This is a genomic window from Xanthobacter autotrophicus, assembly GCF_005871085.1.
Lineage (GTDB): Bacteria > Pseudomonadota > Alphaproteobacteria > Rhizobiales > Xanthobacteraceae > Xanthobacter > Xanthobacter autotrophicus.
The window spans coordinates 186,798-199,095 of sequence record NZ_VAUP01000002.1 but is presented as its reverse complement, the minus strand read 5'-3'; the positions used below and the strand labels follow the sequence as shown (position 1 = coordinate 199,095).

Annotated in this window: 12 protein-coding genes; 9 read left to right on the top strand and 3 right to left on the bottom strand. The window is 68.4% G+C overall.

Annotated elements, in window-relative coordinates; translation table 11 throughout:
* The first annotated feature begins 256 nt into the window (after positions 1 to 256).
* The 3 genes from FBQ73_RS00970 (at position 257) to FBQ73_RS23480 (ending at position 4,883) form a co-directional block, all read left to right on the top strand.
* Entirely contained in the window at positions 257 to 1,561 is a 1,305-nt protein-coding gene (locus FBQ73_RS00970) for a porin (RefSeq protein WP_170218689.1), read from the top strand.
* Positions 1,562 to 1,885: 324 nt separating this feature from the next.
* On the top strand, positions 1,886 to 4,027 hold the full coding sequence (locus tag FBQ73_RS00965; protein ID WP_170218688.1) for an OmpA family protein: 2,142 nt from the start codon (positions 1,886 to 1,888) through the stop codon (positions 4,025 to 4,027).
* 100 nt (positions 4,028 to 4,127) lie between these two features.
* Positions 4,128 to 4,883, top strand: coding sequence for a hypothetical protein (locus FBQ73_RS23480; protein WP_392567209.1), 756 nt, complete (start codon positions 4,128 to 4,130; stop codon positions 4,881 to 4,883).
* Between the two features lie 281 nt (positions 4,884 to 5,164).
* Here the strand turns inward: FBQ73_RS23480 and FBQ73_RS00955 are convergent, their stop codons facing one another.
* Positions 5,165 to 7,477 (bottom strand): lytic transglycosylase domain-containing protein, encoded by a 2,313-nt coding sequence (locus FBQ73_RS00955; RefSeq protein WP_138397651.1) that lies wholly within the window; start codon positions 7,475 to 7,477, stop codon positions 5,165 to 5,167.
* Positions 7,478 to 7,939: 462 nt separating this feature from the next.
* Between FBQ73_RS00955 and dapA the strand changes: the two genes are divergently transcribed.
* Genes dapA through FBQ73_RS00925 form a run of 6 tightly spaced genes read left to right on the top strand, consistent with a single transcriptional unit; the run spans position 7,940 to position 10,919 of the window.
* Positions 7,940 to 8,839 (top strand): 4-hydroxy-tetrahydrodipicolinate synthase, encoded by a 900-nt coding sequence (gene dapA / locus FBQ73_RS00950; RefSeq protein ID WP_138397650.1) that lies wholly within the window; start codon positions 7,940 to 7,942, stop codon positions 8,837 to 8,839.
* Positions 8,840 to 8,863: 24 nt separating this feature from the next.
* Positions 8,864 to 9,112 (top strand): hypothetical protein, encoded by a 249-nt coding sequence (locus FBQ73_RS00945; RefSeq protein ID WP_138397649.1) that lies wholly within the window; start codon positions 8,864 to 8,866, stop codon positions 9,110 to 9,112.
* Entirely contained in the window at positions 9,109 to 9,390 is a 282-nt protein-coding gene (locus FBQ73_RS00940) for a type II toxin-antitoxin system RelE/ParE family toxin (protein ID WP_170218687.1), read from the top strand. The genes FBQ73_RS00945 and FBQ73_RS00940 overlap by 4 nt, the downstream gene beginning before the upstream one ends.
* A gap of 45 nt (positions 9,391 to 9,435) precedes the next feature.
* The gene (smpB, locus tag FBQ73_RS00935) at positions 9,436 to 9,912 is read left to right on the top strand and encodes an SsrA-binding protein SmpB (RefSeq protein ID WP_138397647.1); all 477 of its coding nucleotides are present in this window, start codon (positions 9,436 to 9,438) and stop codon (positions 9,910 to 9,912) included.
* A 30-nt stretch (positions 9,913 to 9,942) separates the two neighbouring features.
* Positions 9,943 to 10,347 (top strand): VOC family protein, encoded by a 405-nt coding sequence (locus FBQ73_RS00930; RefSeq protein WP_138397646.1) that lies wholly within the window; start codon positions 9,943 to 9,945, stop codon positions 10,345 to 10,347.
* Positions 10,344 to 10,919, top strand: a complete 576-nt coding sequence (locus tag FBQ73_RS00925) for a peroxiredoxin (protein WP_138397645.1) — start codon at positions 10,344 to 10,346, stop codon at positions 10,917 to 10,919. Before FBQ73_RS00930 ends, FBQ73_RS00925 begins: the two co-directional genes overlap by 4 nt.
* A 6-nt stretch (positions 10,920 to 10,925) precedes the next feature.
* Here the strand turns inward: FBQ73_RS00925 and FBQ73_RS00920 are convergent, their stop codons facing one another.
* Together FBQ73_RS00920 and FBQ73_RS00915 are read right to left on the bottom strand one after the other, a co-directional pair.
* A complete protein-coding gene (locus tag FBQ73_RS00920; protein ID WP_246089493.1) occupies positions 10,926 to 11,639 on the bottom strand; it encodes a uracil-DNA glycosylase in 714 nt (237 codons plus the stop codon).
* A gap of 16 nt (positions 11,640 to 11,655) precedes the next feature.
* Positions 11,656 to 12,267 carry a LabA-like NYN domain-containing protein gene (locus FBQ73_RS00915; protein WP_138397644.1) on the bottom strand — a complete coding sequence of 204 codons (612 nt, stop codon included), beginning with the start codon at positions 12,265 to 12,267 and terminating at the stop codon, positions 11,656 to 11,658.
* Positions 12,268 to 12,298: the final 31 nt, after the last annotated feature.

Below are 12,298 nucleotides of genomic sequence, written 5' to 3'. Positions count from 1 at the left end.
AGGTGCGGCGCGCAGAGCGGGCTGAAATCACTTTGCTGGATCGCAGACATCACATGCGCTTGGGGATGCGGCGCGGAACGTTGCCGCAAGTTTGGCTCCGGTGGCGGTCTAGGGATTTCACGACATCTCGTCCCGCGCTGTTTGGGAAGCCGCGCCCCGCGACAAAATCGTTCAGGCCGCTTCCGACCCTTGCAAGAGTCGGGCGGGGGCATTAAAGATACTTTGTATCGTTATGGGGGACTCAATGGCGCGTTCCATGGCTTTTGCTCGGCTCAGCCCCAGGATCGGCGGCGCCCGGGCACCGCTCGCGGCCGCAGCGCTGCTCGGGCTGGCTTCGACGGTCGGGACCGCGCAGGATTCGCGCGCGGCTGACCTTCTCACCGTCAAGGCCAAGGATGCCTATATGCGCGCCTGTACCGCGCAGGGCGAGGGCTTCTATTATATTCCGGGAACGGATACCTGTATTCGCGTGGGCGGCTATGCCTGGGCGGAAGGTTATTACAACACCTATACCCAGTATCCGGCCGAGAACGACAAGAGCTATTCGGTGGCCACCGGCGCTCTCATCCTCGATGCCCGCACCGAGACCGATTACGGCACCTTGCGCTCCTATTTCGAGACCCGGTTCCGGTGGCGCACGTCCGACCCGTGGTCCGATGGTCCGAACAAGGCCGAGCTTGAGGTCTGGAACATCTATGTCCAGTTCGCTGGCTTCACCTTCGGCCACGCGCAGTCCTTCTTCGATTTCTACGCCAACGCCAACGTGCTCGGCACCGATCCGGCCACCATCGGCGACGACACCCGCATCAATCTCTTGGCCTACACCTACGAGTTCACCAAGGGCCTCAGCGCTACGGTGTCGTTCGAGGATGCGGCCGATCGGCAGAGCGGCACCCTTGCCGCCGATCCCGCCAGCTTCTCCAGCGACGATTATCTCGCTGGCCAGGTGGCACCCGAGATCGTGGCGAACCTGAGGTATGAGGGCGACTGGGGTTCGGCGCAGATCTCCGGCGCCCTGCACCAAGTGAGGGCGGTTTCGCTGCTCAACACCATCTCGTCTACCGACTCGAACTGGGGCTATGCGCTCCAGGCCGGCATCATGTTCAAGCTGCCGGCACTCGGAGAGGAGGACACGCTCTATCTCCAGTCCGCTTACGCGGACGGCGCCACCTCTTATCTCGGCCTTCAGGACCCGTCGGGCAGCTATTCGCCGCCGGACGCCTTCTTGAGCCTCGGCGGGCTCACCCGGGTATCGGGTTGGAACATCACCGCCTCGCTCCTGCACAATTGGAACGAGAAGTGGAGCTCCGCCCTGTTCGGCGGCTATGCCTCCTACGATTTCAACAATGCCGAAGCGCAGGCCTTCTACGGCGCATCGGGCGGGAAGAACTACAATGTGGGCGGCTATCTCGCCTTCGCGCCGGTGAAGCATTTTTCCATCGCGCTTCAGTACGACTATACCTACAACTCGGCCGCCTCGTATCTGCCCACGGATTTCTCTCCGGAGCTGTCGTCGGTGGCCGCCAATCGTGTGCTGCTCTTCGTCTCGCGCGATTTCTGAAGACGCGCTGCCGGCGTCTGTCCGTCTGTCCGCCGCATTTGCGCCCCTCGACCTGGACGCGTCATCCTCTTGCCGGAGGGTGGCGCGTCTTGCGTTCCGGCGGTCGGTGCCCGCCGTTCGCCCCGCTTCCGGCGGGGAGGCTTCCGGTTCGTCGCGGAAGTGTGCTGAAGTCCCCCGTATGGTGACCGGTGGACCCGCTCAGGCACGGCCTGGGGCAGGGGGTGTGCGTAAGGGAGAGACGAGGGGATGGTCTCAGCGGATGGGTATGAACCCAAACCCGGGTCTGGATCGGATCCTGGACCGGAGCCCAGACCCGGGCGTGGCATGGCGTGGCCGAGCCTGTGGCCGCTGGTTCTGGGCCTCGCCACCTTCGCTCTGTTGTGCGCCTTCACCCTAGCCGCCGCCCGGGGACCAATCGAGGCTGATCTTGATTCGGCTGCGGCGGACATTCTCGCCCGCACCGGGGAAGGCTGGGCTTTCGCCCGGTTCGAAGGGCGCGATGCCACGCTGGAGGGCGAGGCGCTGGCCGAGGAGGCCCGCGCCAAGGTGCGCGGCTCCCTTGAGGGCCTGTTCGGCGTGCGGGTGGTGCACGACGCCACCACCATCCTGCCCGAGCGGCGCCCCTTCACCTTCGGCGCGGTGAAGGACGGCCGCGTCATTGCCCTCGACGGCTATGTTCCATCGGCGGATGCCCTCGGCCGCATTGTCGCGGCGGCCCGCTCCGGCGGTGATCAGGTGGCGGGCCAGGAGCGCCTGGTGCGGGCGCGGGGCGCGCCGCCCGGCGATTTCGCAGCTCTGGTCACGTTCGGCCTCGCGCAGCTGAAGAAGCTGCCGTCCGGCCGCATCACCCTTGCCGATGGCGCCATCGGCATCGAGGGCCGCGCCCGCGACCTCGCGAGCTACGATGCGCTCGCCCAGACCATGCTCGGTCCGCTGCCGGATGGCATGGTGCTGGCCCGCTTCGCAGTGCGCCCGCCGGTGGCCTCGCCGTTCTTCTGGTCGGCGGTGCGCGATGGCACGGTGCTGCGGCTGAGCGGCTTCGTGCCGTCTTCGGAGGCGCGGGGCGAGGTGGCGGCGGCCCTGTCTTCTGCCGTGCCAGGCATCGGCATCAAGGACGACACCCGGTTGGCCGACGGCGCGCCGGCTACCGAACTGTGGCTGAAGGCGGTGCGCTTTGCCGGCCAGGTGCTGTTCGAGCTTCCCGAGGGCCGGGTGACGCTTTCCGACAGCACCATCGCGGTGGAAGGGGCGGCACCCAGCTTCCCGGCCTTCGACCAGTTGCTGGCCCAGCGCCGCGCGCCACCCGATGGCTTCCAGATCGTCCGCTTCGCCGTGGAGCCGCCCCGTGCCGCCCCCTTCACCTGGCGCATCGAGCGGTTCCCCGAGTCGGTGCGCCTGTCGGGCTATGCGCCCTCGGACGAGGCACGACGGCTGCTCGTGGACGCTACCCGCGCCGCCTTCCCGGGGGTGCAGGTGGCCGACGACATGCAGCTGGCGTCCGGCGGGCCGGCGCCGGAATTGTGGGCGAGCGCGGCGAGTTTCGCTGTGGCGCAACTGGTCAAGCTGCGCACCGGGGCTGCCGACGTGGCGGGCACGCAGGTGACCCTTTCCGGCGAGGCGGCCGATTCCGTCACCTTCCTGAATGTGATGCAGGCGGTGCGGTCGCCCCCGGTGGGGGTGAGCGTGGTGGCGCAGGCGCTCAGCCCGCCCACCATCTCGCCCTATGTGTTCTCGGTTCGCCGGGAGGGCGACGAGCTGACCGTCTCCGGCTTTTATCCCGATGCTGCCGCCCACACTGCCATCCGCGCCGCGCTGGAACGGGACTTCCTGCGCGAAAAGGTCAATGATGTGTCCGCCGTGGGCGGCGGCGCGCCGGATGGCTTCCTGCCCGCGGTGCTGTCGGGGCTCACCCAGCTGTCCCGCGTTGGAGCAGGGGAGATCAGCATCGTCGACGGTCAATTGCGCCTCACCGGCACGGCCCTGACGCCCGCCGCCGCGAGCGAGATGGACGCCGAGCTGAAGCGGGCCGTGCGCCCGCCCTTCATGGTGGAGACCGCCATCGACGCGGCCCTCGCCCCGCCGCCAGCGGACACCGCCACCTGCAGCCGGCAGGTGGGCGAGCTTCTGGCGCGCGGCACCATCCGCTTCGCCAGCGGCAGCGCCGAGATCGACCGGCACAGCCGGGGCCTCATCGATCGCCTCGCGGTGGTGCTCAAGAGGTGTCCAAATGCCGTGGTGCGCATTCTGGGCCACACCGACGGGGTGGGCGACGCCGAGTTCAACAAGCGCCTGTCGGAGACGCGGGCCAATGCTGTGCTCACCTATCTCGTTACGGCTGGCGTCGCCACCGATCGCCTGAGCGCGGCGGGCTTTGGCGCCGGCCAACCGCTGGCGCCGAACGACACCGAGGCGGGCAAGGCGCTGAACCGCCGCATCGAGTTCGAGGTGAAGGAACGCGCACCGTGATCTATCTCACCCTCGCCTTGTGGCCTTATCTTCTGGGGGCGGTGGGAATCGGCCTCGCCACCGGCTATGCGCTCGGCCGGCTGAACCCGGGGAGGCGTGGATGACGGCCTTCACCATCGAAGTCCTGCTGCTTCTGACCCTGGCCTTCCTGCTGGGGCTTGCCCTTGGCTTCAAGCTCGGCCGCCGCAGCGCCGCGGCCGTGGCCGACAGCGAGGCGGCGTCCGTGGTGTCGTTCACGGGCCGGCTGCCGGTTCACGAGGCGGGGGATCCCGATGCGCGTCCAGACAGGAGCGGCCCGCCGGCGACGCCATCGGCCGTGCTTCCCTTTTCGGCCGCGCCCACCGGTGCGGGGACGGGCGTATCAGGGCCCGGTTCCCAGATGCCGGAGGCGCCGGCTTCTGGCGAGCCGCTTGCCCAGCCGTCGCGTCCGGTGCCGGCACCGCGCGAGCCGGACCTGTTTTCGCGGCTCGGCCTGAGCCCGGATCTCGCCTCCCTGCCGCCGGAACCGGAGGACGAGCCTCTGCCGTTGCCTCTGCCTCCGGCGCCTGTGGTGCGGGAGAAAGGACCGGACGGCCATCCCGGCGTGCGCCCGCCCACCCTCGACGCTCCGGAGGGGGAGGGAGCGGACGACCTCAAGCTGCTGAAGGGCATTGGCCCGCAGAACGAGCGCCGGCTCAATGCGCTCGGCATCTATCATGTCCGCCAGATCGCCGCCTGGACCCCGGACGAGGCGGCCTGGGTGGGCAGCTACCTCGCCTTTCCCGGCCGCATCGAGCGGGAGAACTGGATCGGTCAGGCCCGCGCCCTCGCTGCGGGTGAGCCGCCGCCGGAGCCGGGCAGCCGCCGGCGGGGGTGAGGGGAGGGGCGCATCGCAACTGGTGGAGAGGGCTGCTGTCATCCTGCGCCGCTGGAGAAACCTCTCCCGCTTGCGGGGGGGGCAGGGTGGGGGCAGTGCTTTCACTGCCGGCACGCCGAACGGGCATGAAGCGATGGTTCCCGCCTGCCCGATTGCTCCTGTTCCCGCGGGTCTTTCCCCCTCCCCAGCCCTCCCCCGCACGCGGGGGAGGGGGCGCATCGCAGGGAGAGGGCGCATCGTGACTGGTGGAGCGCGCCGGCGCCCCCTCTAGCCAGCCCCCCTCAGCGGCCGCCGCGCAGGTCGGCTTCCATCTGCAGCTTGGAGGGGATGTTGAAGCGCACCTTGTAGACTTGGTAGTTCTCCATCACCCGCTGCACATAGTTGCGGGTCTCGGAGAAGGGGATGGATTCCACCCAGTCCACCACGTCCACGTCCGGGTCGCGCGGGTCGCCGTAGCGCTGGATCCACTTGGCGACGCTGCCGCGTCCGGCATTGTAGGCGGCGAACACCAGCACGTAGTTGCCGCCGTAATTCTGCACCAGTTCGCCCAGCTCGGCGGCACCGAACTGCACGTTGTAGGACTGGTCACTCATGAGCCGGGATTCGCTGTAGGGCACCCCGGTCTTCTTGGTGACCTCGCGGCCGGCCTCCGGCGTCACCTGCATCAGGCCCATGGCCTTGGCGCTGGAGAGGGTGCGGGCGTTGAACTGGCTTTCCTGCCGCGCCACCGCATAGATCGAGGCCTTGTCCACCGGATTGCCGATGGGCGTGTAGCTGGGCAGGCCGAAGGTGGGGAAGGCTTCCGCCTCCAGCGGATGGCCTTCCGCGAGGCCCTCCTTGCCCACCACCAGCGCGCCGCGGGCGTCGCCATTGGCCTCGGCGAGGTCGGCCAGCATGGCAAGCTGGGCCGGGTCCTCCATGCGCCAGGCGAGGTCGTAATAGATGGTCAGGGGAATGTCGCGCTCGCCTACCGCATAGAGCATGCGGATGGCCTTCACCGGCTCCAGCCGGGCGAAAGTGTTGCGGCTGTCGAACGAGGGCGAGGGCGAGCGCAGCACCACCGGCGCCATGCCGAGCTTGGTGCGCGAGAGCTGGCCGTAATAGGTGGCCGGGAAGCGCGCCGCCGCCTGGAAGCGCTCGCGGGCGCGGCCGCCGTCGCCCATGGCCTCCGCCGCCCGCGCCTGCCAGTAATAGGCCCGCGACAGGGTGATGGGGTGCTTCTGGTCGTCGTCGATCTTGGCGAAATGCTGGGCCGCGGTGCGCGGATCCTTCAGGAAGCGCAAGGCAATCCAGCCGGCGGTGAAATGTTGCTCGGCGCGGTAATTGTCGGCCTTGGGCGGCACGCCGGTGGCAGCGACCTTGTAGGCGGTCTGGAAATCGCCGGCCTCCAGCAGTTCGCGGGCGACGAGGCGCCGCTCGATCCACCATTCGTCCGGATCGGCCCGGACCTGATCGGAGGTGGCGCCGGCCAGAAGCGCGCGCGCGGCGTCCTGCGGCTTGTCGGCCCGGCGGGCGAGTTGGGACTTGGCGAACAGGTAGGCCGGATCGCTCGACAAATTGAACGGCACCTGGGCGAGCAGCTTCTCGCCGTTGGCGTCCTTCTTGGCGATGGCCATGCGCGCCTTGGTGAGGGCGACGATGTCGGAACCGGCGCGCGCGGCGGCGCGCAGGGCGCGATCGGGGTCCGGCTTGTAACTGAAGCGGTCGGCCCGCAGCTTGTGGTCGGTGCGGGTGAGGAAGCCGGAGAACTCGTCGATGATCTTCGATTCGAAGCTCTCGTTCAGCTCATCCTCGCGCCACGCCTCGCGCACCCAGTCGGCCGCGTCCGAGCGGTTGCCGGCGGCCACCAGATAGCGGGCGAGGGCGATCTTGCCCTCGCCGGACAGCGGCGGCTGCTCGGCGAAGAAGTCGCGCGCCTTGGCCGGGTCGCGGTTCTCCTGGAACAGCACCCGCTCGGCGCGGCGGCGCAACGTGCTCTGGGTCGGCCAGCCGGGCTTGTCCTTCAGGAACTGGTTGATGGCGTCGAAGCCCAGGTCGTTGGGCGCGTGGCGGATGACGAGCCAGGTCACGAGGCTGCGCGCCGCCGGATCGTCGAGTTGCTGGGCGGCGCCCATGGCTTCCGCCGCGCGGCCGTTCTTGGCGGCGTTCACCGCCACCTTCAGTGCGGCAAGGTCGCCGCCGGGAATGTTGGACGAGGCGCTCAGCGTCGGCGCCGCCTGGGGCGCTGCGGTCGGGGCGCGGGCGGTGGCCGGCTTGGCCGCGGGCTTGGATGCGGCGGGCTTGGCTGGCGCGGGCTTGGCCGCATCCTTGTTGGCCTTGCCGGACTTGGCGTCGGCCGACGCCTTGGCGTTGCCTGTCGGCTTTGAGGCGGTTGCCTTGGCGTCCTTGGATCCCGGCTTGCCGGCGTCCTTGGCCTTCGTATCCTTGGCCTTCGTATCCTTGGCCTTGGCGTCCTTCGCGGTGTCCTTCGCGGTGTCCTTGGAGGAGGCCGGCTTGGCCGTCGGCGCGGTCTCCGCGAGCGCCGGCATCGCCCCGCTCCACGCGAGGGCGAGCGCAAGCGCGCTCACGGAAATCAGGCTCGAAACAGGCGACATGCAATGTCCTCGCGGCGGGTTGGTGTCGTTTGATGCGATCTTGCGGCTCCCCCTCCGCCATGTTCCGCCAGCCGCGTTGACGAAACCCTAACCAGATTGATCGCGTAAACAGGGCGAAAACGCGGCTCATGACCCAGCGGCGGTTGCAAGGACTGCAATCCCTCACCGGGGTGCCGCTCTTTTGCGGAAGACGGGCGCATCGGCCTGCGGGCGCGGCGCCTGCGCCGTGTTCGGGGTACCGGCGGGCGTCCGGACGCGTGGTGTCGTCGCGTGCCCCCTTTCCGGCCGGCCGGCAAAAGGATAAGGGTCAAGGCCCGCCCGCCGCTCATCCGAGCCGGCGTGCGCCGGGACGTTCGCGCGCGGTCTTAAGGTTCGCGTGCAGGCAATCCCGGCCAATCACAAGCCCCGCGAGGCTGGCCTCACCGGTCAGCCGATAAGCCCCAGGAACCCAAGGCGTTCGCCATGTCGCCCATTTCGTCTGCGTCGCGCTTCCGCGGCTCGTTTACCGCTCTCGTCACCCCGTTCCGCGACGGCGCGCTGGATGAAAAGGCGTTTTGCGCCTTCGTGGACTGGCAGATCGCCGAAGGCACACACGGCCTCGTGCCGGTGGGCACCACCGGCGAGAGCCCGACCCTCTCCCACGAGGAGCATAATCGCGTGGTGGAATGGGCGGTCCAGCAGTCCGCCGGCCGGGTGCCGGTGATGGCGGGCGCCGGATCCAACAACACGGCGGAGGCGGTGGCCCTCGCCCAGCATGCCGAGAAGGTGGGCGCCGACGCCTTGCTGGTGGTGACGCCCTATTACAACAAGCCCACCCAGGAAGGCCTCTACCAGCACTTCCGGGCCATCGCCAACGCGGTGGAGCTGCCGATCTTCATCTACAACATCCCGAGCCGCTCGGTGATCGACATGTCGGTGGAGACCATGGCGCGGCTGTTCGAGATCAAGAACATCGCCGGCGTGAAGGATGCCACCGCGAACCTCGCCCGCGTGTCGCTGCAGCGGCAGGTGCTGGGGCCGGACTTCATCCAGCTCTCGGGCGAGGATGCCACCGCGCTGGGCTTCAACGCCCACGGCGGGCAGGGCTGCATCTCGGTGGCGTCCAACGTCGCCCCGCGCCTGTGCTCGGACTTCCAGCTCGCCTGCCTTGCCGGCGACTACAAGGCGGCGCTCGCCATCCAGGACATCCTGATGCCGCTGCACACGGCCCTGTTCGTGGAGACCAATCCGGCCCCCACCAAGTACGCCCTCTCACTGCTCGGCAAGATGAGCGAGGAGGCGCGGCTTCCCATGGTGCCGGTCTCCGAGACCACCCGCGCCGTAGTCCGCAGCGCCATGGTGCATGCCGGCCTCATCAACTGAGCGCGGGTCTGCTATCCTTCGCCCATGACGAAGCTGCTGGACCAGGCCATCGCCGAGATCCGCAAGCTCTCCGACGCGGAACAGGACCGCGTCGCCGAGCTGCTGCTGGGCCTCGTCCACCGGGGCGAGGCCGGTGGCGAGGACGGTGAGGCGGACTACCAACTGACGCCGGAGCAGATCGAGCGGGTCCGGCTCGGTCTTGCCCAGGCGCGGCGGGGCGAGTTCGCGGATCCGCAGGAGATCGAGGAGCTGTGGCGGCAGTTCGGTCTGTGAAGGTCCAGTTCACGCCGGTCGCGCAGCAGGACCTCGCGGCCATCCTCGCCTATCTGCGGCAACATTCGCCGGTGGGCATGCGTCATGTGGGTTCCGCGATCCACCAGACCATCCGCCTGCTTGCGGCCGAACCGTTCATGGGGAGGCCGGGGGTTCTGCCGGGCACCCGCGAGTTCATCGTGCGCGGCTATCCCTATATCATTGCGTATGAGGTTGATGAGACGCGCCGGGAACTGTCCATCGTTTCCGTCATCCACACCGCCCGCCAGCGCCCCTGACCCCTCCCGCTTGCCTGAGCGGTGCGTCGAGACCACATTCCCATCATGAGCAGCAAGAAGACCGAAGCCCCGCGCAAGATCGCCGCCGACAATCGGCGCGCGCGGTTTGATTTCGAGATTGGCGAGACCTTCGAGGCCGGTGTCATGCTTACCGGTACCGAGGTGAAGAGCCTGCGCACCGGCAAGGCCACCATCGGCGAGAGCTATGCCGCGCAGAAGGCCGGGGAGATGTGGCTCTACAACGCCTATATCCCGGAATATCTGGAGGCCAACCGCTTCAACCACGAGACCCGCCGGCCCCGCAAGCTGCTGCTGCACAAGCGCCAGATCGCCAAGCTCGGCCATGCGGTGGAGCGCGAGGGCATGACCGTGGTGGCGCTGAAGATCTATTTCAACGATCGCGGCCGCGCCAAGGTGGAGCTGGCCCTCGCCAAGGGCAAGAAGGCCCACGACAAGCGCGAGGCCTCCAAAGAACGCGACTGGGCCCGCGACAAGGCGCGGCTCATGCGTGATCGGGGCTGATCGGGCGGGAAGGGGACAATGGGAGGGGAGATGGCCGGCAAGATCGCGTTCGACCATTGCGTCGTCCATGTGAGCGATTTCGCGCGCTCCAACGCCTTCTATGCGGCCGTGCTGGGCGCTGAAGTGGTGCCGGTGGGGGCGGGCTTCGCCTATCGCTTCGGCGACCGCCAACTCAACCTGCACGGGCCGGGGGTGGACCCGGTGCCGGTGGCGCGGCTGCCGGTTGCGCCCGGCAACAGCGACCTGTGCTTCCGCTGGAACGGGCCGATTGCCGAGGCGGCCGCCCACCTTGCCGCCCACGGCATCACCCCGGAGCTGGGCCCGGTGCCGCGCTTCGGCGCGCTGGGGCGGGGCACCAGCCTCTATTTTCGCGATCCCGATGGGTCGCTTCTGGAATTCATCTCCTATGACGACGCGCCGGGGGAGCAGCCATGACCACCTATCACAGCCTGCCCGACAGCCTCCCCGCGCCGGAGGACGACGGCCACGCCGCCCACCTGCCGGGGCTGGAACTGCCCATCATCGAACTGCCGGCCACCGACGGGCGGATGATCGACCTTTCCGCCCTGTCGGGCCTTGCGGTGGTCTATGCTTATCCGCGCACCGGCGTGCCCGGCGAGCCTTTGCCCACGGGCTGGGACGAGATCCCCGGCGCGCGAGGCTGCACGCCGCAATCCTGCGCCTTCCGCGACCATTTCGCGGACCTCAAGGCGGCGGGGGCGGAGCATGTGTTCGGCCTCTCCCTGCAGGACACGGCCTATCAGCAGGAAGTGGCGGAGCGCCTGCACCTGCCGTTCCCGCTGCTATCCGATCACGGTCACCAGCTGACCCACGCCATCGGTCTGCCCACCTTCACGGTGGAGGGCGCGACGCTGTTGAAGCGCATCACCCTTATCATCGAGGATGGCGCCATCTCCCACGTCTTCTATCCGGTGTTCCCGCCGGACCGGAACGCGGCCGATGTGCTGGCGCATCTTCACGCCAAGCGGGCGCAGGACCAGGAATAGGGCGCTTCAGGCGGCGTCGAGATAGGCCCGCACCGACGCGAAGACGGCGCGGAACATGTCCGGCGTCAGCACCCGCGTGTTGGTGTTGTAGCGCGAGCAATGGTAGCTCGCGAACAGCCGCACCGGACCCATTGTGCCATCGGTGATGGTATCCGTCGCGCCGTGGCCGAACTTGAGCCGCGAGGCTTTCTGCCCCAGCGCCGCCAGCGTCGAATCATGGGCGATCTTGCCCAGCGTCACGATGGCTGAGAGGCGGGGCATGGCGGCCATGGGCGCGGACAAAAACGGCCGGCAGGTGCGGATTTCCTCCGGCGTCGGCTTGTTCTGCGGCGGCACGCAGCGCACCGCGTTCACGATGCGGGCATCGGTGAGGGTGAGGCCGTCTTCCGGATGGGCGCCATAGGTGCCGGCGGCGAAGCCGTATTCGATCAGCGTCGCGTAAAGCAGGTCGCCGGCATAGTCGCCGGTGAAGGGCCGCCCGGTGCGGTTCGCCCCCCGCAGGCCGGGGGCGAGGCCGACGATGAGCAGGCGTGCATCTTCCGGCCCGAAGGCGGGCACAGGGGCGTTGTGCCAGCCGGGTTCGACCGCCTGCCATTCATGGCGGAAATCGGCGAGGCGCGGGCACAGGGGGCAGTCGGCCCCCGGCTCCAGGGTCGGCCGGGCAGGCGATCGGGTGGGTGTCCGGGCGGCGGAGGCCCGGGCAATGGAAACCTTGGCCATGCTCGGGTTCCGAGGCTCAGGTTTCGCCGGGGTCGCTGGCGGTGGCGGCGGCGCCACGACGCTCCAGGAAGCGGGGCGTCTCCGACATGCGGCCCTGCCGCTCGGAGGGATCGCGTCCGATCTTCGGCTGCAGGTCCACTAGGTCGATGAAGACATCCGCCTGCCGGCGCAGGTCATCGGCGATCAGCGGCGGCTGGGTGGAGATGGTGGACACCACCGAAACGCGCACGCCCTTGCGCTGAAGCGCCTCCACCAGCGAGCGGAAGTCACCGTCTCCGGAGAACAGGACGATGTGGTCCACGTGCTCGGCCAGTTCCATGGCGTCGACGGCGATCTCGATGTCCATGTTGCCGCGCACGCGACGGCGACCCTGGGAATCGGTGAACTCGCGGGCAAGCTTGGTGACGACTGCGTAGCCGTTGTAGTCCAGCCAGTCGAGCAGCGGGCGGATCGAGGAATATTCCTGGTCCTCGATCAGTGTCGTGTAATAGAACGCCCGCAACAGATACCCTCGGCTCTGGAATTCCTTCAGGAGCCGCTTGTAGTCAATGTCGAAGCCAAGCGCTTTGGTAGCTGAATATAGATTGGCGCCATCTATCAGAAGAGCGATCTTTTCCAGGCCCTGCATACAAAGGTCCGCCGATGGAATGGGATGGGCG

Bases quoted from the DNA above. Each gene is read 5' to 3' on its own strand.
- FBQ73_RS00970 (WP_170218689.1), top strand. From the start codon at position 257: ATGGCTTTTGCTCGGCTCAGCCCCAGGATCGGCGGCGCCCGGGCACCG.
- FBQ73_RS00965 (WP_170218688.1), top strand. From the start codon at position 1,886: ATGGCGTGGCCGAGCCTGTGGCCGCTGGTTCTGGGCCTCGCCACCTTC.
- FBQ73_RS23480 (WP_392567209.1), top strand. From the start codon at position 4,128: ATGACGGCCTTCACCATCGAAGTCCTGCTGCTTCTGACCCTGGCCTTC.
- FBQ73_RS00955 (WP_138397651.1), bottom strand. From the start codon at position 7,477: ATGTCGCCTGTTTCGAGCCTGATTTCCGTGAGCGCGCTTGCGCTCGCC.
- dapA (WP_138397650.1), top strand. From the start codon at position 7,940: ATGTCGCCCATTTCGTCTGCGTCGCGCTTCCGCGGCTCGTTTACCGCT.
- FBQ73_RS00945 (WP_138397649.1), top strand. From the start codon at position 8,864: ATGACGAAGCTGCTGGACCAGGCCATCGCCGAGATCCGCAAGCTCTCC.
- smpB (WP_138397647.1), top strand. From the start codon at position 9,436: ATGAGCAGCAAGAAGACCGAAGCCCCGCGCAAGATCGCCGCCGACAAT.
- FBQ73_RS00930 (WP_138397646.1), top strand. From the start codon at position 9,943: ATGGCCGGCAAGATCGCGTTCGACCATTGCGTCGTCCATGTGAGCGAT.
- FBQ73_RS00925 (WP_138397645.1), top strand. From the start codon at position 10,344: ATGACCACCTATCACAGCCTGCCCGACAGCCTCCCCGCGCCGGAGGAC.
- FBQ73_RS00920 (WP_246089493.1), bottom strand. From the start codon at position 11,639: ATGGCCAAGGTTTCCATTGCCCGGGCCTCCGCCGCCCGGACACCCACC.
- FBQ73_RS00915 (WP_138397644.1), bottom strand. From the start codon at position 12,267: ATGCAGGGCCTGGAAAAGATCGCTCTTCTGATAGATGGCGCCAATCTA.